Source organism: Microcoleus sp. FACHB-1515 (assembly GCF_014696105.1).
Lineage (GTDB): Bacteria > Cyanobacteriota > Cyanobacteriia > Elainellales > Elainellaceae > JAAUTJ01.
Genome location: NZ_JACJPO010000005.1, coordinates 1 through 19,657, shown reverse-complemented (window position 1 = coordinate 19,657; position 19,657 = coordinate 1). Strand labels below are relative to the sequence as shown.

Below are 19,657 nucleotides of genomic sequence, written 5' to 3'. Positions count from 1 at the left end.
TAGTTGAATCGCTGATTAAAGTCGAACTAAAACATCAGCATTGCTGAGTCTGCAACTTGAGATCTGTAGCTTATTCTCCCTCGATTTTCGTCTAGTCCTACGGGTCCACCTCACTCCTCACCCTGCGCGACGGCCTCGCCCAAGGCTGGAAACGCCAAGAACTGCAAGACGGCGCGATCAACGGCTTCATCGACTTTGTGAACCGCGACCTCTTGCCCTACCTCAAAAAGCTGCGCGACCAGCCCCACGCCACGCCGCGCCAAAAAGTGATCAGCGAAGTGCTTTCAGGTGTCGATCGCACCCGCATCGATACCGAACGCAACTTCCTCGACATCCTCGACAAAATTCACCCGATCAGCCGCCATGCCGTAGATGACACTCACATCTACACGCTCTCCCAGGTCTACGAAGGCTTGCTGCTGAAGATGGGCGAAAAAGGCAACGACGGCGGCCAGTTCTTCACGCCCCGCGTTGTCGTCCGAGCAATGGTACAGGCAATCAACCCGCAAATTGGCGAAACCGTTTACGACGCAGGCTGCGGCACAGGCGGCTTTCTGGCTCAAGCCTACGAACACATGGCGGGCAGACACAACGCCAACATCACGACCGCCGAAGACCTCGACACCCTCAAACACAAAACCTTCTACGGACGTGAAAAAGACAACGCCATCTACCCGATCGCCCTCGCCAACTTGATTCTGCACGGCATTGACCATCCCCATATCTGGCACGGCAACGCCCTCACCGGAGCCGAAACCTATGGTGGTCTATTCGCGGGCGCACCCGCCCTGTTTGATGTCGCTCTGATGAATCCGCCGTTTGGCGGCAAAGAAGGCAAAGAAGCCCAAACCCACTTCGCCTACAAAACCAGTTCCACGCAGGTTTTATTTCTCCAGCACGTCCTCAACAGCCTCAAACCGACCGGACGCTGCGGCATTGTCCTCGACGAAGGCATTTTGTTTCGCACCAACGAAACCGCCTTTGTGCAAACCAAAAAGAAACTGCTCGATGATGCGGATGTCTGGTGCATCGTCAGCCTGCCGGGAGGCGTGTTCACGACAGCGGGTGCGGGTGTCAAGACCAATCTTGTCTTTTTCACCAAAGGCCGATCGACCGAACGCATCTGGTACTACGACCTATCCGATCTCAAAGTCAACAAAGGCAATCCCCTCACTCAGCAGCATTTTGAGGAATTTCTCACGCTGCTGCCCACGCAGGCCGAGAGCGATCGCAGTTGGATTGTCACCCGTGACGAAATTGAAGCTAAGAACTACGACCTCAAAGCCGTCAACCCAAATGCCAAGAGTAAGGAGGACGATCGTACTCCCGAACAACTGCTAGAAATCATCGATCTCAAGAGCAAAGAAGTTCATGCCGCTTTAGAAGCTTTACGCCAAACTTAGACTGCATGGACAGGTAAGCTTCAATCTACTGCTCAAACCAACAACTTCGGCTGTATGCCTTCTAGTTAAACGGTGGCAGAACACTTGTGCCTCACCAAAATTTCTAAACCGTCCGCTCCGACCAGAACGTTATTTCCCTTCTTCACCTGAGTTCCAATCCATCTCATCCAATGTTTTCAATAGCAGATCGATAAATACAATGATAGCCCCACCCACCTCCGGGCTAGGATCGATAATTCGGTGCGCGTAAGGATTGCGAAAAACAGTCATTACACCTGCATACAGATCGCGATATGCTTTCCGTTGTTTATCGTCGAGCTTGTTACTCATCACTGGATTCTTACCAGCAAAAATGAGATTCACAAGCCCTTCACCAGTCGCGTCTGGATTGATAGCTTCAGTTTTTCCAAGTGTTCTTAAACGTTCTTCTAAAACTACTGTTGCTGTGCGAACAGCTTTATCCCAAGCTTTAGGATCAGCTCCGCCAGCACTCAATGAAAACCGACACCTATCCCATAGCTCTGAATCTAAGTGCTGAATTTCAGTTAGGGGAATCAAGTGAGGAAGCGCAGACACGTTAGGAGCGCCAAAATGAGAATCAACTGCTTCATAAGCTCTGCCAGTTAAAGCACATTTATACTGATGTTGCTGGCTTCTGTCACATGAGAGACAACCATGACTCTGCAAAGCATCAAGCGTTGTTGTCTTTACTTCAGGAAGGTTTCCTTCATAGCCGACTAGACTTGTACCATCAAACGACCAGGCAAACCAAATTTCTTCCTCGTTAAGCAGTCCAGCACGTACTTGTTCAACCAACCACTGCAAAAGACTCTTCTGGGTTTCAGTTAAATTCAAAGCTTGCATATAGAGTGTATTAATGGCATGACGATTCATCCGTCACTGTAGTCGTTGCCACCATTTTCTGCAAGCAACCCAGCTAAGTGAAAGAAAATCGTGTTCAAAATCTCAATTATTGCACCATCAATTCCATACCACTCTTCAGACAAGCTTTGATCAGAGTAAATGGTTTCATCGGAAAAAATAAATCCTGCATTATTAAGTTTTCCGGCAAGTGAAAATACTGTATCAAACGTAAGGCGATGCCCAAGAATGTGTGCAAAATCATTACGAATATCGTTCAGCCCTTTAATCGCATCGCCTTCCTCGTCTGAAAGATATCCACTCTCAATGCACCAATCCACTTTTTTAGGAAAACTCCACTTCCAGGGTTGATCATTGAAGAGTCTTAGCTGAACAACTTCAACCAGTAAAGCCTCAATGACAAGATGACCCTTGAGAACTGTTACTAAAACTTCATCATTCTTACTCAGTTGAAATAGAAAATGCTCAAGGGATGGAGCTAAAACAGGCTTTCTCATGGGTCACGGCTTTCAAACTTAGCTCTAGCGTACTGCAACAACTTTGCGTCACAAGCAGGTTAATTCCCAATCACTTCTCCTGACCAGTCAGCACAGTGGTAGAGCAAATGGTTAGCCTCCCTCAACGATGTCCCGCCTCGTCACATAAGCACAAGCAAGGGTCTGACTGCACTGCTTTCACTTCTCCTGTCTACGATTCCAGCCTCAGCGCGATCGCCCTGCGAAGAAGCATCCATACCCCTGTGGCTTCATGGTGTCGTTACTGCCGATTTCTACTGCCGAGAACGCTAGTTTCCGGCAGTAGAAATCGCGAACCCCCCATCCTTGCGTACCATAAACGGTATGGCTGTTCCTCGCTCCACGTCTGCCCGCTCGTCTCGCCGTCGCGAGCGTCCTGCCCCCTTGCCCACGCCGGACGCGCTGCGGCAAGCGTTCGAGCAGTTTTTGCAACTCGATGTGGCCGAGGGCGATGCGAGTGCCGATACCGTCATCACCTACCAGCGGCGGATTAACCAGTATTTGCGCTGGTGTGAGCATCAGGGGTTTGCTCCGGCGATCGCCAGCCCCGATGACATCAAACGCTATCGGCGCGAGCTGGTCGAGACCAAAAAACAGCAGAGTGCGACGATAGCCCTGACGCTCGTGGTCATCCGGCGCTTCTATGCTTGTGCCGTCGAGCAGGGCTTGGTCAAAACCAATCCGGCGCTTGGGATTAAAGCGCCCCGTGCCAAACACGATCGCGCCGAAACCTTGAGTTTTCTGGAGCTGTCTGAGTTAGCGCACCTGCTCGCTGCCGTGCCCCAAGATGACCAAATCAAGAGTCGGCGCGATCGGGCACTGTTGGCCTTGATGGGGTTGCAGGGTCCGCGCACGGTCGAATTGCATCGCGCCAATGTTGGGGACTTGATTCAGCAGGGCAATCACTGGGGCTTGCGCGTTGAAGCCAAACGCCATCGCCGCACCATGCCGCTGCGATCAGATATCGCGATCGTGCTGTGGCAGTACCTCGATGCGCGTCGATCGGCGGGTGAAGCGCTCACGCCCGATCGTCCCCTGTTCTTGACGGTGGGTAATCGCTTTGGGGGGCAACGGCTGTCGCGACGCGGCCTGCGCTATGTAGTCGATCAGTATCTCGAAGCGGCACAGTTAAAGCACAGTGGCGGGCGCAGGTTGTCGGCGCACAGTCTGCGGCATACGGCAGGGACATTGGGGTTGCGATCGGGCGCGGATTTGCGCCAAGTGCAGGATTTGTTGGGTCATGCCGATCCCAAGACGACGGCCATTTATGCCCATGTGAGCGATCGCTATGCCCATAATCCGGCCTTGGGAATTGATGTGCAGGTGACGAGCGAGAATAGCTGTGAGCGCTAAGTACCGAAGGGTTAGCCCTAGCCGCGTTGCCGTCCCACAAGCCCTGTTCCTGGTGTGCGGCCAGTGAAGGAGTGTTCTGCCCATGCCGCAACTTGTGTGGTTGATCCGGATTGGCGTTAAAAACTTGCTGCGCTGGCGCTGGTGTCGCCAGCACCTTTCTAGCTGCCACTACCAGGCGCAGCGGTAATTGGTTTGGCGCATCGGTATGGGGAGCGAGAGAGAACGGGAAGCTTGCAGGTTGCGTGGCATTGCACCCTTTCCAGGTCATGACTAGTGGGGCTGGCGCTAAAAAACAAGGCGTTGGCTTTGAAATGTCGATTTCATGTTTACAAACTAATACAAGTATTTAGACTCTGTCATATGAAGCTTTAAGTAAGAAAATCAGCTTTCCTAAAACGATGCTTTAAACTAATGAAGTTTTACCGACTGCTGCTTCTTTACACTAGCTACTGACAAGCAGCGTAGTTCCACTGAGAACATTTGCCCCAATCTTCTTGTGCAGCCGCTAACGTTTGAGCTTAGGAAATATCCTTTATGACTTCCTCTTACAGCTTTGATATCATCGCTAAGACGAATGCTTCCGGCTTAACGGGGTTGGAAAATCAACCGTCAATCAATGATTTAGGTGTAGTCGCGTTCGTCGGACGTTCAGGCAATGTCACTGATATTCTTGCCGGAAATGGAATTCAGCCCTTGATTGATGTTACAGGGAATGGAACTGCTGCTAACGCAACACGGGCGGTTCAAATTAATAATTCCAATCAAGTTGTTTCGCACGATTTCAGAATAGATGCCAGCTTTGAGGCGATTAGTGGAGTGCGAGTGCGAGATGCCGATACGCCAGGGAGTCTTGACAATGTTGCTGTGACCCCTAGCATCCTCAACTCATTTGATAGTTTGTTTAGCCAGCCCAGCATTAATAATAACGGCAAAGTCGTCTTCTCGGCTCTAGAAGGCACGACCAGGCTGCTAGCAACCGAAGCATTTATTGGTTTTGACACAACACCTATTAATGCCGTCATGCGACCGATGATCGCGGATAACGGAAAAATTGTTGTTCGATTGGGGGGACAGAGTGGCAGTGAAACGCTTCCTCCCTCGCCCATTGTTCTATTCAACGAAAGCCTTGAGAACACAGAGACGATTGCAGATGCCGCAATGGGATTTACCCAACTCGGTCTGAGTTCAGGGATTAGCGATGATGGCAGAGCTGTTGCCTTCTATGGCAGCTTGAATGAGGCTGGAGCAAGCGCTCTTAACACAACGCCAGGAGCAGGAATTTTCCTCAGCATTGAGACAAGTAGTGGGCGGTTGTTGAAACGAGTTGCAGGCGTTTCAGGCAATGGCTATCTCGATCCAGGTGAAACCTGGCGAGATACGAACAATAATCAGCAGGTGGATGTTGGTGAAGATATTGGATTTTTCTCTAGTTTTGGTGCTGATTCTCGTGTAGGTGTGTCCGCTCGTTTAAGTGGCGATATCGGTAGCGTAAATCTTGCCTATCTTGCCACAAACACTTCAGGAAACGAAGGACTTTACAGTAGTGCAGCCACGCTTGCAATTGCTAGCGATCCGGTCGTCATCGAAAACCCACAGCAACTACTTCAGCAGGGAGACAACGTTGCAGGCTTGACTGGAACAATCAATGACTTAGAGGTTTATGATCCGATTAATCAATCAGGACAAGTTGCATTTTGGTCATCTTTGTCAGATGGCACTCAAGTCATCATACGCGCTACCCCGCTTCAGACGAATTGCATTGATGGTACACCTGAAGCTGATATTTTAAATGGAGATAGACCTGGCAAATCAATCGATGATTGCATTGATGGTTTAGCCGGAAATGACACCATTAATGGACAATCTGGAAAAGATAAACTTACTGGTGGAGATGGAAACGATATCGTAACGGGTGGCTCAGGAGACGATGCGTTAGTAGGAGTGGGACTAGGACTTGGCGTTGGCGAAGTCGATACGCTCATAGGTGGCACTGGTAGGGACACCTTTGTCTTGGGTACTCAAAACCAAGCTTACTATCTTGCTCCTGCTCCAGATCCAACTGGCTTTACGCCGATTACAGCCAAGCAGCTTGAAGATATTTTTGTGGTGGGGTTGGGTAAAAAATCTGCCAAACTCAAAAAAGAGATTGCACAAGGAGTTAGAACGTATCTTACTCCGCTCAATGCAGCAATGCAGGAGTTTGGAATCAATACAATCGCGGAGCAACAAGCATTTCTTGCCCAAGTTGCTGTTGAATCTAAACGATTGACCCAACCTGAAGAGGAATTGAGCTATACCAAAAAAGTGCTACAGGCGACGTTTGGGAAGAAGCGCTTTTCGGACAAATGGGTTGAGGACAACTTGGGGACGGATGGCAAGGCAAACACAACGGTCGAACAAGCGAAGATTGCCAACAGAGCCTATGGCGATCGTAACGGTAATAGCCCTGAACCGAAGGAAGACAACAAGCTGACAGATGCTGAAAACAACAAAAAAATATTGAGCGGTGAGGGCTACGAGTATCGAGGACGTGGATTGCTACACTTGACGTTCAAAGATAATTATGAATCTGCTAGCAAAGGACTCAAGCTTGGCAACAAGCTTGTTAAACAGCCAGGTTTGGTTGCAGATGATTCGGCCTTGGCAGCTAGAACCGCAGCTTGGTTCTTCGCGACTCGCAAGAAGAATGGCAAGACTGCGCTTGATTATGCTAACGAGGGAGATTTTGAAACAGTTAGTGCCATCGTTAATGGCATTAATAAAGAGACGAAAAAACCCAATGGATATGATGCTCGGCTGCTATTTTGGGAAAAGTCAAAAGATGTGATTCAGTTGAAGCAAGACATTGATTACGTAATTATTAAGGACTTTAATTCAAGTGAGGACATTGTTCGCCTTGCTGGTTCAAAAGCAGATTATAGACTCAGTAATTCGGCTTCGGGAATGGTATTAAGTTACCGTAACGACAAAGTTGCTATTTTTCAAGACATCGCTCAGGGCTTAGATATCAATGGCAATTACTTTCAAATTGGGTAGGGAAAGCCACCTTTTCGATCATGCCTACAATTTTGGAACGCTTCCAGGTTTTAATCGTTGCGGCTCGCCCGATCTACTGCTCGCTGAGTTCGGCGGCTGCACAGCGGCAGAGCAAGCGGGCATTCTTCAGCTTCGTGCCAAGCGGCTCACGGATGGTAATCGTAGCCAAGAGTCGATCGAAGGCAATTAGATACGCTACGGCAGAGGCAAAAGCAAGCCGTGTTGCGAAATTTATTTTGAGCGCAAGCAACAGCGTCCAGTGCTTTTTTTGTGGTTGCCCACGCCCTCGTCGCGGTTTCTGTCACTAAATCAGATTATCACCAGACGATTGCGCGTGTGACTCAATGGCACAACGATCTCGCACGTTGGGCACGTTGCGGAAGGATTAGGACGGATGACACTCAAATCCGAGTGGGATCAAATTCCCAGAGAAAAACGGCCTAAATCCTTCTCGATGGGGCTGCCCTCGCACTCCCGGACACCTGTTGAGAGCGAGACCTATTTGCGTTGTCGGGAGCAAGTGTCCAAACCGGACTACTGGGAAGTGCTAACAGACATGGCGCTAGAGGCATAGCACAAGCGCTCTTAGGCAATTCAACTGCTAACTCAATTGAGTAAATGAGTAAGTAATACAACTATCATTCACTCATTCACTCATTCACTCATTCACTCAATTGAGTTAGCAGTGTTTCGATTGCTCAGTTGCGATCGGCGAATGGTGTTGGTTTGAAACAAAGCTTCTGCTGCAAATTGCTCAAATGAAACTAAACTCATAACATCATTTACTCAAATGAAACAATGAGCGTAATTGCGTTGGTCAATCAGAAGGGCGGGTGTGGCAAATCTACACTGGCTTGCCATCTGGCTTGGTGGCTTGCCCAGCAGGGGCGATCGGTCGCCGTGATTGATTCGGATGGTCAACAGTCCGCTTCGCGCTGGCTCTCGAAAATGTCGCCGCCGATCGAAACTCATGTCATTAGCGAAGGAACTCGTCTGCTTGAGGAAATTCCGATGATTGCCAAGTCATTCGACTGCATTGTGGTCGATGGCGGTGGAATGCTTTCAGACATCACCCTCAATATCCTGCTGCGATCGGATCTGGCAATTATTCCAGCGCAACCGACTGGACTCGATTTATCCAGCACCCATGAGGCGCTGAAGCTCGTGCAGCAGGTGCAATCAGTCAGAAGTGGCAAGCCCAAAGTGCGCCTTGTCCTGAGTCGAGCAACGAAGGGGACTCGCCTCTTGCAAGAATCGCGAACGCTGCTTGAACCGAAAGGACTGCTCAGGACTGTGCTTTATCAACGGCAGGCGATCGCAGACTGTTTTGGGCAAAAAGCCGTCGTGTGGACAATGCCGAATGATGCGGGTGTGCGCGAAGCCAGAGAAGAATTTGAAGCGTTTTGCCGTGAAGTGATGGAGGTACTGGTCTGATGGCTCCCAAACGTAAACCTTTGTCGGATGATGTAATCCAGGATGATTTCGACCCGCAGGCAGTCGAGCAACTTCGCCAAAGTCTGAACATCCCAACGGTATCTCCACAGGCGATCGAGCCGCCGATGGTCGAGCCGCCCAAAGTCGAAACAAAGCGGCTGAATGTGGACATTCCCCTCGATTTGCATCGTTGGCTCAAAAGCCACAGCGGTCAAGAAGGACGTTCGATCACTGAAATTGTGACAGAATTGCTTGATGAATTGCGCTCCAGTAATACTCAAATGAAATAATGAAGATTTGAGTAAATGAGCTTAGAAGAATAAGACATGAGCGAAGAGATTAGCCCTAGCTTCCAAGCGATCGATGCCGAAGTGAGCGAGGACGGCATTGTTTTAATTCATGCGGATGAAGCCGAAGCGCAACGCTCCTTCTGTGAAGGACAGCTTCGTGGTTATTCACTTCGACTCGATGGCGTGTGCTTGGTCTGGTTGCGGCGTGAGAAAAGTCGTGTTTCTCATCTAGAGAATCCGGGCTGATTCTTTGCGCTTGCCAGTGCAATCGCAACTTTGCCCAGTTGACCCAGTTGCGATTGCAATTGGAAAACAGGCATCTACGAGGCAAAGCTGACGCTACGAGAAGTGAAAATTCTTTGTCGCTTATTGAATTGGATGCTTGATGATTTGCCGAATGATCTCAGACCTTCAGGTTCTTTAAGCTAATTTTGCTTAATCTAAATGACTCCGGGGGAAATACAAGCTGGTAGAGGTGAAATTTCTTCACTGATTTGTACTTAATTTCTTAAAAGGTCTTCTTATCCATACTTTGTTGCCTTATTTGCTGCAACATCTCTATTGCCTTTCTGCTACCTTCAGCTTTTGGAGATTGAATCTCTTCCAAAATCTTTAAAGATTCTCGCAAATAAGCTAATCCAGTTGCATAGTCCCTTTTAATAGCGGTTAATTGTCCCAACCATTGCAACGTCATAGCTTTGCCCTTAACACTGCCGATATGTTCCTTGAGTTTTAAAGACTTCTTATAAAGACCAATTGCTTCATCTACTTTTCCCTGATCGGCTTTGAGGGTTGCCATTTGGTGCAAAGTGGCAGCTTCACCGCGAAGATTACCAGTGTGCTGATCTAATGCTAACGACTGTCTATACAGATTGAGTGCTTCATCTTCTTTCCCCTGGTCGGCCTTAATGAAGGCTATGCAATGCAAAATAGCAGCTTTGCCCTCGCTATTGTTGCTATGCTCACAAAGCGCTAACGATTGCTCATAGAGGTTAAGCGCTTCGTCCAAACTGCCCTGGTTAGCCTTTAAAACTGCCATATTATGAATAATTGCTGCTCTTTGCTCGTTTTCTGGATGACACAACTGAAGTGCTTCCTGGTAGTGTGCCAAGGCTTGCTTGTCTTCACCTAACTCTTGTTCTGAACGCGCTAAGGCATGAAGCACTTGATAGTCTGATGTCAGGTTCAATGTAGCACTGCACAGGTTGACTACTTCGCAAAAGCGGCTTTGATCCTTCCAGAAATGTCCTACAAAATTTGCTATGTCTACGGCGATGGCTTCGTCTTGGGCAAGTAGCGCCAGTCGATGAACTTCGAGCCATTGAGCTTCACTTGAAGTTTTGGCTGGTTCCCACCAGAGTTGATACAGAATTTCGGTGGCTTGGGCGTAGAGGTCTGGGGTGGCTTCCAGCGTCAGGGGCAAAATGCGGGGAACGCGCAGCGAGTTATCGGGGCTGACTTCCAGCAGGCCAAGGGCGATCGCTCGATCGATCTGCTGTGCCTGAGACTCGGTGCAAATGTGTGTCAGGGCGGCTCTGGGCACAGGCATCTCAAACACCAAGCCGCGTTGCAGCAGTTCGCGCGTCGGCGGATTCATCTGGTCGAGCAGCGCTTGAGCGAGAACCTGTTCGCGGAGTTCCTGCGGGTTGGCCTCGATCTGGTCGAGAATCTTGGCGCGATCGATTCCGTCCGCCACCAGCGTTTTGTCCAGCCATTCCAGCAGGCGAGGATTGCCGTCTGCCAGTTGCAGGGCTTTCAATCGCAAATCGGAATCGATCGTGGACTTGGTAGCAAAGGCGGCTAGCTGGTCGCATTTTTTCTGTAAGTCCGCGTTCCGCAGCGCGTCAAGTGGCTGCTTCGCAAACTGCCGCAGTTCCGAAAAATCAAACTCATAGCGGCTGGTAATCAGCAGTCGATGGCGATGCGTCTCCTGCACTGCCCACGCCAACGCCTTCAGCACCTCAGCCGCCGCCACGCTGGGAATAAATTTCTGCTCTCGCGCTTCCAAATTCGCCTCAAAATCATCCAGCACCAGCAGCAGAGCGGGCGCAGCCTCAGACTGAAAGACTTGCCGCAGCCGATATCGGAGTTCTTCGTCATTCGCTTGCAAACTTTGCCGCAACGTCGCGTCATCGAGTCGATCGCACAGCAAACCCACCAGCGCTGGCTCATCCAGCTTTCCCACCAGCACGATCGGCGTGAAGTCCTGGAAGAGTCGATCGCACAGCCGCGCCGCCACACTGCTCTTACCCAAACCGCCCATGCCATGCAGCAGCACCCCAACCCGCTCATCCGACTTCAACACGCGCAAACAAGCTTGCAGAATGCGCCGCCGTCCCACAAACGCAGTGCGATCGCAAACTCGCATTAATCCATGTCGATCTGTAAATTTAGGTGCGATCGAAACAGGCGGAGCCAATTCGCGGCCTCTAGTTTTTTGCGTCGTCACCAGTGCCGCAGGCGGTTCACCCCGCACATACAGCCGCAGCAAATGCCAGTCTCGCGCCTGCTGCCCCAGCAACGCCTGATAGGTTTTCACCAATGCTTCCGTCAGTTCATATCCGGCTGAGAGTGCTGTATACAGTGCTGATGCCGCCGCAATGCCATCGCTATCTAAAACCGGACGACCCCAGCCCAAAACCGCCTTCGCGCCCGCTTTGAGCAGTTCCTCCGCCATTGAGGGCACTGCGCCTTTTTTCCCTGCCTGCCCCGTTCGACAGCCCGACAAAAACACCAGTGGCGGCAACCGAAACTGCATTGCCTGGGCAATTTCCGCCGCACTCGCTAGATGACACGCTCCCGTTTCCGTCTCCGTCAGAAATCTCGCGCCCTCATCCGTCAGCGTCGCGTGTCCGGTCAAATGCAAAACGTCAAAATAACCCTTTTCGTAATCATTCGCGACATCTTCCAAACCCTCCAGCGACCCGCTTTCCTCCACTTTCAAAAGCAAAGGCTGCTTTTTCGTCGCCGTGAGAATCTGGCCTTCTTCAACCTCAAACTTTAGCTGCGGCTCCACCCCTTCCGGCGACGTTGCCATCAACAAAATCCGCAACGCCCGATTTGCAGGCGGCTCGACTCCAGCCGCATCCGGCAACCACCGCATCGGCACGATCGATCGCCTGGTCTGATTCACCAGAAAATCAACGCCATCATGCAGCACTTCCCAAGGCAAATGCGCCAGCCTGCCCGCAGCCGCGATCGCTAACACCACGCCCTCATTCGATTTCTGAATTTCTGAAGCAATCCAGCGATCGCTCCCGTCCAGCCAGTCGTACAGCCTGCGCCCCGTCACACCAAAATCTTCCGGCAGTGCCGTGAAGTAGTCCTGCTCTGCAAGCTCAAGTAGATCCGCAATTTGGTCAAGCGGCAGCGATCGCGACTCGAAATCGTTCGGATTGTGCCAAAAGTAGCGCAGTTCCGCAAATCGATCGAGCAGTTTCAGGTCAATGTGAAGGATCTGCATGGCGGCGGCGAATTGGCAAGAACTGAGTAGATTTCATTGATTCTGGCACAGCCCTTTTTAGAAGTACACCTGATCGCCTCACTCATCCAAAATCTGCCGAATTTCCTCAACAGATGCATCCTCTAACAGCAAGCGTCGCCCGTTTCGCCCGACGATTAGCACCTTCTCGATCGTCTTGCCCGATTTCCGCTGCCGATATTCCTGATACCACTTACGAATCTGTTCCGCGATGGCGATCGTCCCGCCCACCACGCCGATAATCGTGGCGATCGTTGCCAAAATCCCTTCGCGCTCAGTTTCGCCGCTCGTCTCCCAACTCCCCGAAACTCCGGGAATTTCCAGCAACGCTTCCGTCGCCTCGATCGCGCCCTCGCCTTCCACTGCCATCCGAATCTCTGACATCATTGACCTCTTGAAATGACAAGTTCGATTCAACGCATCCTTCATCAAAGATACAAACCGTGTCTACAACGAAGAAGAACTGCAACCCTGATGAAACTCAGGATTGAACCGAAAAGGCAAATCGGCTGGACGCAAGCAGCAAGCAGTTCGCGATGTTACTCCAGTTCGATGCCACCGCGATCGCGAGGCTTAATCGGTGTCCGTTGGGGTTTGAGTCGCTGTTGCTGCCCGTGCTGGAAGTAGCCCAAAAACTGCTGTTCATCCTCTGGCTGCACTTGGGCGATCGCGAGATTCCAACCTTGAGTCGTGGGTGTGCCCTGGGCGATTGTCGTGCCGTCCTGTCTGGCAATCGTGATCGTGCCCGATTGCGGATGGCGATCGATGCGGTAGCGGTGGTCTGATGATGTGAGGGCATCACGCTGCTTTTTCTTCAGGCGTTGCCGTGCAAATTTGAGTACCGCTTCCGTGACCAATCGTTGCGCTGGATCAATCGTGGGTGCGGTCGGAGCGGCAGTGGTTGGTTTGGGCTGAGCGGGTGCAGCTTCCGGCGCTCTGGTCGCTGGTGCGGGATTTGGGATCAGTTCCGGCGCGATCGTCGGTTGTGGCGGTCGTCGTTGACGTTCCGGCCCAAGGCTCGGTTGGGGTGATTGCTTGGCTTGCTCCTTCTCCAGCCTCGATCGGCATTCATCCGCGCTCAGATGATGAATCTGTCTGAGTAATTCATCATCACGATCGGCTTCGTAGCTCACGCCGCGATGCTCGATCAGTCCACCAAATGAGTAAGCCTTGCCCAAACGCTTGCCCTGAAATTTGCTGCCCTCGATACCAAAGCTCAGGCCAAGTTTGCGCTCCTCGTCTTCAATGCGCTCATGAAATTGCACCTCGATTCCTTGCGCTTTGAGCCGCATCAGGAGTACGGGCAGGGTGGGCTGGTCGGTGATGGCCTGGTCGATCGCCTTCCACAGTTTCTCTTTGGGCAGTGTTTCACCCGTGCGGTCTTTGAGTTTGGTTTCGCCGCTGGTCAGATTTTTCTGCTGGTGGATCGGTCTAGGCGAGCAATCTTGCAACTGGTATCGCTGTTCCAAGTCGCGCTCGACCGCTTTGAGTTTGATGTAGTTGTAAGAATCGTCTACCCGCTGTCCATCGAGATTGATCGCAGACGTGGCAACGTGCCAATGCTGTACGCCGCGTTTATGCGCCTGGTCGTGGTGGGCAACGACAAAATACTGGCAGTCGCCATGTCCCATCTGTTTGAGCAAGTCTTTCGCGATCGCCACTTTTTGCGGATCGTCCACCTGCTCCCCCGGCGGCAGTGAAATTGAGTAGTGCGCCATCGTGCGCTTGACCCGCCGATTGAGGTCATGACTGAAGCGAAACTCTTCGGCAAGCTGAGTAGCATCGCGGCCAAACATATTCTTGGCAAGAATGGGAGATCGCCCTTCAGCTCGATCGCCTTGCTTCTGTTTGTCTGGGTTGAGCAAGTAGGTTGCCAGTCCCAGCGGATCGCTGCCCTTCTTCACCTTGACTCGCATTGCAGCTACTCCACGAGTTGTTGCGCTCGATGTTCCAAGCGCTTCAAAACAAGCTCCTGCCCCAGTTGATCGAGCAAGTCGATCGCCGCTTTGAGCAGTGTGGGGTCAGCCTGGTGCTGTGCTTGCAACGTCTGGTTGAGTTCAATCAGTTGTCGGTAGAGATCAGCATTGGTTAGCACCTCTTCCGATCGCCGCCTTGCCCCAACATCGCGCCCGTTGGCAAAGGCAAGCTGGATGAGAAATTGGCTGACAGACAAGCCGCGCTGTGTTGCCAGCGTCTTGATCTGCTGCTTCTGCTCTAGGGACTCACAGTAGATTTCGATCGAGGGTCTGCACTTCTTCTGAGAAGTATCCGGTACAGCCATAACTCGCTCAACTTCTGCGTGGCTCGGTTCGTCTACTAATAATTAGTATCAATTCACCAACCGATTAAACGTACCTCCAAAGTGTGAAGTCAAGCGAATCAAAATTTTTTAGGCTGTGGTTCAAGTGGATAAGAATGAATACTGATTCATTGGGCAATGGGCAGGAAACTTGACAAAACAAAATTGAGTTTACTTGCCACCCAATTTGAGGAAGTTGACGAATGGCAAACTACGATTAATCTTCGAGAGTTGGTCGAACATCTGTTTGTTCAAATAGATGCAGCCAAACGCAAGAAGGCATCGTGGGAAGCAATTACTGAGCGTCTTCAAAATGCTTTTGGAGAGAGCGAAGAAATTAAACCTGCTACCATTCGCCAGTATTACTACGATGCTCTGAAAAAACAGAGCGAACTTCCGACACCCATTGAATCGACCCCTCAAGAAAAGAAATTACCCAAGTCTCCACGTTCCCACAAGCCGAAGCAAAAGCCGTCGAAGCCAGAGGAAGTCATCGCAGATCGTAGCAACGAATTGGAGTCAGTGGAGCAAGAAACGGTTGAGGTTTCATCTGAACTCCAATCGATTCTCGATCGCGCTGCTGCGTCTACTTCGTCAGCAAATGGGCGACGCAAATGGGAAGAACCAGAGTTCAATACTGATGATGCGGTTCGTCCGTAGGAGAAACAAGTCATGTCTTCGACAAAGAGTTCAGCCGCAAAAATGAAGCGGCTGATTATGATTTTGGGTGGCAAGGGAGGCACGGGAAAAACGCTCTTTTGCCGACTGCTCTATTATTTCTTGGTTAGGCAGGGAGTGGATGTTCTGGGATTCGATGCTGACATTGAGAACCCAGAATTTCGAGGCTATCACAAGGAAAGCAATCATCCCGTCAACCTGCTCAACTTCTTAGAGCGGAAAAAGGCCGCGCAATTGCTGACCACGCTCTATGAGAAGAAGCCTGCGATCGCCATGATCGATATGCCGGGGGCGAGTGGTCGGGCAACTCGTGAGCAAATGCAAGCCTTTGGTATTTTTCAAGCGGCTGAACAACTGGGGTATCGGCTGACGATCGTCACCGTCCTCAACAACAATTTCAATACAATCAACAGCTTCAACACGATGCTCGGCTTCTGCGACGATCAGGCGGATTACGTCGCGGTCAAAAGTCAGGTTTGGGCGCAAGATGGCCTCACCTTCAATCGCTGGGAGCAATCGGAGACACGCCAGAAATTCACGCAATTGCAGGGGATTGAAATCGATCTGCCCATTCTCGATGCCAACGCCTTCGATGTTTTGCATGGTGGGGAGCAGCTTGAAGGTGAGGGCGAAACGCAGAAGGCCACGCCACAGCGATCGTTTTTCCAGTATCAAGAAATTCCCTATGGCGATCTACTGCTAACGCAATCGTTCCTTAATGAGAGCCGTTTGCACCTAGAGCAAGCCGCGCCGTATTTGGGGCTGACTTCGCCACTCCCGATCGTCGATGCTTTTGCAGATACCGCACCCGCATCGAGCAAAGGACAAAAGAAATCGACTAAAGCGGAGGCTCCAGCCAATGCAAGCTAACAATGGCAACGGGCAAGCGATCGATCCCACCCAGTCAGTCGCAGGGTTAGAGCGGGGAATTGGACTGCTGTGGAATAAAGTTGACGAGTTTCAAGCTGCCACAAAGGACAATGCCGCCACCATCAACCAGAAACTTGAAACATGGATCACCACCAATCACAGCATTCAAGAATCGACCCAATCACTGCTGCAAGCGATTGTGGCCTTGATGAACGAAATCAGGGCATCCGCCGAATCCTCCGAGAAAGGGAATCAATTCTTAGCGCAATTATCGGAGCAACTACCGCAATTGCAAGCAGCAATCGACTCAATGCCGAACATCTTGCAATCACTGAGCGAAACCTCAATGCGCTCAGAGGAGGAAGCGATCGAAGCTCAGATGCGGGAATCAGAGGAGACTCTATCGGCACAACTGGCAGAGATAGCGATCGATCTGACGACCAAAATCGAGAAGCTGAAGCTGCCAGAAACGCAATCGACGAGCGCACCGAGCCAGACGATCGAGATCCCCTATGGGCTGAAGCTGCGTTTAGAGCGGGTGGAAACTCGGATCGGAGCCGCGCTGTACCACGTCGAAAACCTGAGCGAAGCGCTGATTCCAAAAACTCAAAAGACCGAAGACGCAGACGAACCCGCGAGTCAGACAGCGAGCTATAAAGCTAGAAAGCGACTACAGCAAGTGGTTCTCTTGTTTCGCAAGCGCCCCTGGAGTTGCTTGGGTTCGGTTGCGGTTGCTAGCCTGATTCTGGCCGTTGCGGTGAATCAGGGGCGATCACAAGTTGTGTCTCAATTTGGCGGGCAAAGCAATCTCGATTCCTGGCAACAAATTCAGGAATGGAATCAGAAACGGCTCACAGACTGCCAGCAGCAGCTAAAGGAAGAATGTGTTTTGAAGATTCCGCCCGCCGACCCGTCAACATACAGGCTTCGGTTGGTTCCCAAAGGCTAGTCGCGGCTGGTGTAGTCGATGGAAAAAGCGCGAAATGGGGCGATCGCTCTATTCGATCGCCCCATTTCGCGCTTTTTCTTTCACGAAAACTTATTCGGGCTGTAATTCGAGTGGAAATTCAATCGCCTCACTAATTTTGCGTTTGCGTTTGTGTTTGGCGTTGTGATTCGCCTCTAGACCGTGTGTGGCGTGGTGTGCGTCGATGGCTTGCTGCTGTCCTGTGATGATGCGATCGATTGCCCGTTGATTGCTCGATCCGGCCAGTATCTTGATGGCATTGTTGGTAATGCGCCACTTGAGATCTTTCTCACCGATCCGGTTGTTGTGAGCAATGATGTCGAATTTCACGCTATTTTGGTTCATACGCGCTTTTGGTGAAGTGGGAACTGGAAGCGCTTTGAAGACTGGATTTGGCGTAGACGGCTTGAGCGATCGAGCCCTATTTCACCAAAAGCGCGTAAGATCCCGAAGATTGAGAGATGTGACAGCAGATCAAAAAACCCCTAAAAACATTAATGTTTTTAGGGGCTACTACTATGCTTTGATTATTTCTAAAAGAGTCAATCAGCACTAGCTTTGTGCCATGCTGTCTAAGTTATTGCTAGATTGGCTGTCTGGATTAGTCCGGAGATAGGGATCTCTGCCATTAGGATGGACAGCATGGGCATTTTCAAGTTTGCCTTGGTCAGCCATTTCAACAGCTTTCTCAATTGGCGTATAGTGCTGATTGCCATCCAACAGAACATGACTGATGTTGCCATCTTTGTTTTGTCTAGCATCAACAACCCTACGTTGTTTGCTCATAAGAGTTACCTCTAGGTAGTACAGAAGCAGGCAGAGCCTTTGTACTACTCTAGGCACTCAATCAAAGAAAAACCACATCAAGTACTTAAATTTTTATTAAGAATTATGCATGGGACTTTAATCCCATCTAGGTCTTCTTCAACTCTTAAACGTTCGCTCCAAACTCCTCTTTAGCTAGAGGTTGGTAAATTGGATCAGAAAATGGTTGGAAACGTCCGGGTGCAAAGAAGTGAAAGGCGATCGCGCCCCACAGTGCCCGCAGGCGATGAATACTCACAGTCTTGAAGCCATGCAGCACAGGCACTAAACCCGACTGCCCAAACACCTTTTCAACGCGGCGGTTCACACGGGCATGGAACGCCTGCACGTCTGGGTGTTCATCATCTTGCCCCAGCAGCGGCACGACAGAGACATGGGATCGAAAGCGATCGACGAGTGCCAACGCTTCAATTGCGGGAATCAGCGTCAAGATGTCAAAGCCCGCATTCGGCTGATCATCACGCTTCTTGGCCTGCCCCTCAAAGTGCAGCAGATGGCGATGCTGCGTGGCACTGATGTCGTGTTCCGCGATAAATGACCGCGATCCGCCGCTTGCTGTCGAGTTTCACATTATTTTTCGTTTCGTCTCAAATTATTTTTCGCCTTTGAAAGGCTGAACGTATTGCTGTGACTGAGTTTGAGGTTTGAGTAGTACAGTTTGAGGTGACGATCGAGTTTGTCTCAAATTATTTGTCGTAAATTTTTTAGCCAGTTGTCTCAAATTAAATTTCGCAAACGGCGATCGCATCTGATTTGAGCAATGGCCTCCAGCGAGACTGGGAGCGGCATCGGGCGAGTGTGGCGTGAATGGGTGAAATCTCAAATTCAATTTCGCGAATGGCGATCGACTGCGTTGCCTGCAATTGAGATGGGTCGGATGGCGCGTTAGCCATTGGCTGTCAGTGTGGCAACGAATTTCTTCAACTGCTCAGTATCTCTGCCGTTTTGCCGATTATGGCTCCTTGGATTGGACACGCCGATCGACTGGTGATAGTCGTCCACCTCCGGCTGATATTGGTCAAAAAATGCCTCCACCGCCCGATCGTGAATACCGAAATCGCGCTTGAGCAAACTGGCGGTGATGGCAAAGGTGGCGAGTGGATGATGGTCATTCCAGTCCTGGACGGCCCGAAATAGGCGCAAAGCACGGGCAATTGCACCTCCATCAGCGGTAGAGACGCGCTTGTTGGTGTTTTTGGTGCGTGAGGATGGCTCATCCAACTGACCTGCTGGGGTGGCCGCGCTGTCAGTAGTCGGATCGATTGCCTGCTTTTTGCCATCGGCAAGGAGTTGGTTGTACGCCTGCATCAGACTGGTGTGAGCGGATTTGAGTCGTTGGTTTTCGGCTTGGAGTGCAGCCCACTCCGCCTGCTGTTGGTCGATCGCTTCGAGTTGGTCGATCGCCTGGTTTCGCTCCTGGCTGACCTGCACTAGTTGTGATCGAAGCGATTCAATTTCTTGGGTGAGGAACTCAAGGGTTTTGGCTTGAGCGCTGACAACTTGAGTGATGGCTATGCGTTAATCGCATTTTTCTTAACAATTTTCTCGATTGCTCAAACGGTTGCGGGGTAATAGTTTGAGCGAGTTTAGATTTTAATTTTTCTAGTTCAATTTCCGCCGTTGC

The 19,657-nt window shown here is 50.8% G+C and carries 21 protein-coding genes; 10 read left to right on the top strand and 11 right to left on the bottom strand.

The features are described 5' to 3' along the window. Nucleotides 1-197 precede the first annotated feature (197 nt). Nucleotides 198-1,403, top strand: coding sequence for an N-6 DNA methylase (locus H6F67_RS00285; protein WP_199304168.1), 1,206 nt, complete (start codon nucleotides 198-200; stop codon nucleotides 1,401-1,403). Nucleotides 1,404-1,532: 129 nt separating this feature from the next. On the opposite strand, the gene H6F67_RS00280 is transcribed toward H6F67_RS00285, so the two are convergent. Both H6F67_RS00280 and H6F67_RS00275 read right to left on the bottom strand, forming a co-directional pair. Next, on the bottom strand, nucleotides 1,533-2,297 hold the full coding sequence (locus H6F67_RS00280) for a TIGR02391 family protein (RefSeq protein ID WP_242020422.1): 765 nt from the start codon (nucleotides 2,295-2,297) through the stop codon (nucleotides 1,533-1,535). After that, nucleotides 2,294-2,782 (bottom strand): hypothetical protein, encoded by a 489-nt coding sequence (locus H6F67_RS00275; protein ID WP_190762155.1) that lies wholly within the window; start codon nucleotides 2,780-2,782, stop codon nucleotides 2,294-2,296. Before H6F67_RS00275 ends, H6F67_RS00280 begins: the two co-directional genes overlap by 4 nt. Before the next feature lie 342 nt (nucleotides 2,783-3,124). On the opposite strand from H6F67_RS00275, the gene H6F67_RS00270 reads away from it, so the two are divergent. The 6 genes from H6F67_RS00270 (at nucleotide 3,125) to H6F67_RS00245 (ending at nucleotide 9,159) form a co-directional block, all read left to right on the top strand. Further along, nucleotides 3,125-4,153, top strand: a complete 1,029-nt coding sequence (locus H6F67_RS00270) for a tyrosine-type recombinase/integrase (protein WP_190762148.1) — start codon at nucleotides 3,125-3,127, stop codon at nucleotides 4,151-4,153. A gap of 534 nt (nucleotides 4,154-4,687) precedes the next feature. Further along, nucleotides 4,688-7,189: a glycoside hydrolase family 19 protein gene (locus H6F67_RS27995; RefSeq protein WP_190762145.1), complete on the top strand. Its 2,502-nt coding sequence runs from the start codon at nucleotides 4,688-4,690 to the stop codon at nucleotides 7,187-7,189. Between the two features lie 394 nt (nucleotides 7,190-7,583). Further along, complete coding sequence (locus H6F67_RS00260) at nucleotides 7,584-7,763, top strand: hypothetical protein (protein WP_190762144.1); 180 nt, start codon at nucleotides 7,584-7,586, stop codon at nucleotides 7,761-7,763. A gap of 224 nt (nucleotides 7,764-7,987) precedes the next feature. Continuing rightward, a complete protein-coding gene (locus tag H6F67_RS00255) occupies nucleotides 7,988-8,623 on the top strand; it encodes a ParA family protein (RefSeq protein WP_190762142.1) in 636 nt (211 codons plus the stop codon). Then, entirely contained in the window at nucleotides 8,623-8,913 is a 291-nt protein-coding gene (locus tag H6F67_RS00250) for a hypothetical protein (RefSeq protein ID WP_190762141.1), read from the top strand. The genes H6F67_RS00255 and H6F67_RS00250 overlap by 1 nt, the downstream gene beginning before the upstream one ends. Nucleotides 8,914-8,949: 36 nt before the next feature. Next, entirely contained in the window at nucleotides 8,950-9,159 is a 210-nt protein-coding gene (locus H6F67_RS00245) for a hypothetical protein (protein ID WP_190762140.1), read from the top strand. Between the two features lie 262 nt (nucleotides 9,160-9,421). On the opposite strand, the gene H6F67_RS00240 is transcribed toward H6F67_RS00245, so the two are convergent. From H6F67_RS00240 to H6F67_RS00225, 4 genes are all read right to left on the bottom strand, one after another. Next, nucleotides 9,422-12,376 (bottom strand): tetratricopeptide repeat protein, encoded by a 2,955-nt coding sequence (locus tag H6F67_RS00240; RefSeq protein ID WP_190762139.1) that lies wholly within the window; start codon nucleotides 12,374-12,376, stop codon nucleotides 9,422-9,424. A 78-nt stretch (nucleotides 12,377-12,454) separates the two neighbouring features. Then, a complete protein-coding gene (locus H6F67_RS00235) occupies nucleotides 12,455-12,781 on the bottom strand; it encodes a hypothetical protein (RefSeq protein WP_242020421.1) in 327 nt (108 codons plus the stop codon). A gap of 152 nt (nucleotides 12,782-12,933) precedes the next feature. Then, nucleotides 12,934-14,310: a relaxase/mobilization nuclease domain-containing protein gene (locus H6F67_RS00230; RefSeq protein WP_190762138.1), complete on the bottom strand. Its 1,377-nt coding sequence runs from the start codon at nucleotides 14,308-14,310 to the stop codon at nucleotides 12,934-12,936. Nucleotides 14,311-14,315: 5 nt separating this feature from the next. Further along, entirely contained in the window at nucleotides 14,316-14,675 is a 360-nt protein-coding gene (locus tag H6F67_RS00225; protein WP_190762135.1) for a hypothetical protein, read from the bottom strand. Nucleotides 14,676-14,831: 156 nt separating this feature from the next. Here H6F67_RS00225 and H6F67_RS00220 point away from each other — a divergent pair, with 156 nt between their 5' ends. Genes H6F67_RS00220 through H6F67_RS00210 form a run of 3 tightly spaced genes read left to right on the top strand, consistent with a single transcriptional unit; the run spans nucleotide 14,832 to nucleotide 17,190 of the window. Beyond that, the gene (locus H6F67_RS00220; protein ID WP_190762134.1) at nucleotides 14,832-15,353 is read left to right on the top strand and encodes a hypothetical protein; all 522 of its coding nucleotides are present in this window, start codon (nucleotides 14,832-14,834) and stop codon (nucleotides 15,351-15,353) included. Nucleotides 15,354-15,365: 12 nt separating this feature from the next. After that, a complete protein-coding gene (locus H6F67_RS00215; RefSeq protein WP_190762133.1) occupies nucleotides 15,366-16,241 on the top strand; it encodes a hypothetical protein in 876 nt (291 codons plus the stop codon). Next, complete coding sequence (locus H6F67_RS00210) at nucleotides 16,231-17,190, top strand: hypothetical protein (protein ID WP_190762132.1); 960 nt, start codon at nucleotides 16,231-16,233, stop codon at nucleotides 17,188-17,190. The genes H6F67_RS00215 and H6F67_RS00210 overlap by 11 nt, the downstream gene beginning before the upstream one ends. A 90-nt stretch (nucleotides 17,191-17,280) precedes the next feature. Here H6F67_RS00210 and H6F67_RS00205 read toward each other — a convergent pair whose 3' ends face one another. The 5 genes from H6F67_RS00205 to H6F67_RS00185 form a co-directional block, all read right to left on the bottom strand. After that, nucleotides 17,281-17,553, bottom strand: a complete 273-nt coding sequence (locus H6F67_RS00205; RefSeq protein WP_190762131.1) for a hypothetical protein — start codon at nucleotides 17,551-17,553, stop codon at nucleotides 17,281-17,283. 207 nt (nucleotides 17,554-17,760) lie between these two features. After that, the gene (locus H6F67_RS00200; protein WP_190762130.1) at nucleotides 17,761-17,994 is read right to left on the bottom strand and encodes a DUF3892 domain-containing protein; all 234 of its coding nucleotides are present in this window, start codon (nucleotides 17,992-17,994) and stop codon (nucleotides 17,761-17,763) included. 145 nt (nucleotides 17,995-18,139) lie between these two features. Next, a complete protein-coding gene (locus tag H6F67_RS00195) occupies nucleotides 18,140-18,550 on the bottom strand; it encodes a protelomerase family protein (RefSeq protein WP_313926738.1) in 411 nt (136 codons plus the stop codon). A gap of 205 nt (nucleotides 18,551-18,755) precedes the next feature. Further along, the gene (locus tag H6F67_RS00190) at nucleotides 18,756-18,926 is read right to left on the bottom strand and encodes a hypothetical protein (protein WP_190762129.1); all 171 of its coding nucleotides are present in this window, start codon (nucleotides 18,924-18,926) and stop codon (nucleotides 18,756-18,758) included. Then, nucleotides 18,919-19,464, bottom strand: a complete 546-nt coding sequence (locus H6F67_RS00185; RefSeq protein WP_190762128.1) for a hypothetical protein — start codon at nucleotides 19,462-19,464, stop codon at nucleotides 18,919-18,921. Before H6F67_RS00185 ends, H6F67_RS00190 begins: the two co-directional genes overlap by 8 nt. Nucleotides 19,465-19,657: the final 193 nt, after the last annotated feature.

Coding starts and splice junctions, on each gene's coding strand:
- H6F67_RS00215 (WP_190762133.1), top strand. CDS start 15,366: ATGTCTTCGACAAAGAGTTCAGCCGCAAAAATGAAGCGGCTGATTATG.
- H6F67_RS00250 (WP_190762141.1), top strand. CDS start 8,623: ATGGCTCCCAAACGTAAACCTTTGTCGGATGATGTAATCCAGGATGAT.
- H6F67_RS00235 (WP_242020421.1), bottom strand. CDS start 12,781: ATGATGTCAGAGATTCGGATGGCAGTGGAAGGCGAGGGCGCGATCGAG.
- H6F67_RS00280 (WP_242020422.1), bottom strand. CDS start 2,297: ATGAATCGTCATGCCATTAATACACTCTATATGCAAGCTTTGAATTTA.
- H6F67_RS27995 (WP_190762145.1), top strand. CDS start 4,688: ATGACTTCCTCTTACAGCTTTGATATCATCGCTAAGACGAATGCTTCC.
- H6F67_RS00205 (WP_190762131.1), bottom strand. CDS start 17,553: ATGAACCAAAATAGCGTGAAATTCGACATCATTGCTCACAACAACCGG.
- H6F67_RS00200 (WP_190762130.1), bottom strand. CDS start 17,994: ATGAGCAAACAACGTAGGGTTGTTGATGCTAGACAAAACAAAGATGGC.
- H6F67_RS00260 (WP_190762144.1), top strand. CDS start 7,584: ATGACACTCAAATCCGAGTGGGATCAAATTCCCAGAGAAAAACGGCCT.
- H6F67_RS00245 (WP_190762140.1), top strand. CDS start 8,950: ATGAGCGAAGAGATTAGCCCTAGCTTCCAAGCGATCGATGCCGAAGTG.
- H6F67_RS00255 (WP_190762142.1), top strand. CDS start 7,988: ATGAGCGTAATTGCGTTGGTCAATCAGAAGGGCGGGTGTGGCAAATCT.
- H6F67_RS00220 (WP_190762134.1), top strand. CDS start 14,832: ATGGGCAGGAAACTTGACAAAACAAAATTGAGTTTACTTGCCACCCAA.
- H6F67_RS00225 (WP_190762135.1), bottom strand. CDS start 14,675: ATGGCTGTACCGGATACTTCTCAGAAGAAGTGCAGACCCTCGATCGAA.
- H6F67_RS00210 (WP_190762132.1), top strand. CDS start 16,231: ATGCAAGCTAACAATGGCAACGGGCAAGCGATCGATCCCACCCAGTCA.
- H6F67_RS00240 (WP_190762139.1), bottom strand. CDS start 12,376: ATGCAGATCCTTCACATTGACCTGAAACTGCTCGATCGATTTGCGGAA.
- H6F67_RS00230 (WP_190762138.1), bottom strand. CDS start 14,310: ATGCGAGTCAAGGTGAAGAAGGGCAGCGATCCGCTGGGACTGGCAACC.
- H6F67_RS00275 (WP_190762155.1), bottom strand. CDS start 2,782: ATGAGAAAGCCTGTTTTAGCTCCATCCCTTGAGCATTTTCTATTTCAA.
- H6F67_RS00190 (WP_190762129.1), bottom strand. CDS start 18,926: ATGGCTAACGCGCCATCCGACCCATCTCAATTGCAGGCAACGCAGTCG.
- H6F67_RS00270 (WP_190762148.1), top strand. CDS start 3,125: ATGGCTGTTCCTCGCTCCACGTCTGCCCGCTCGTCTCGCCGTCGCGAG.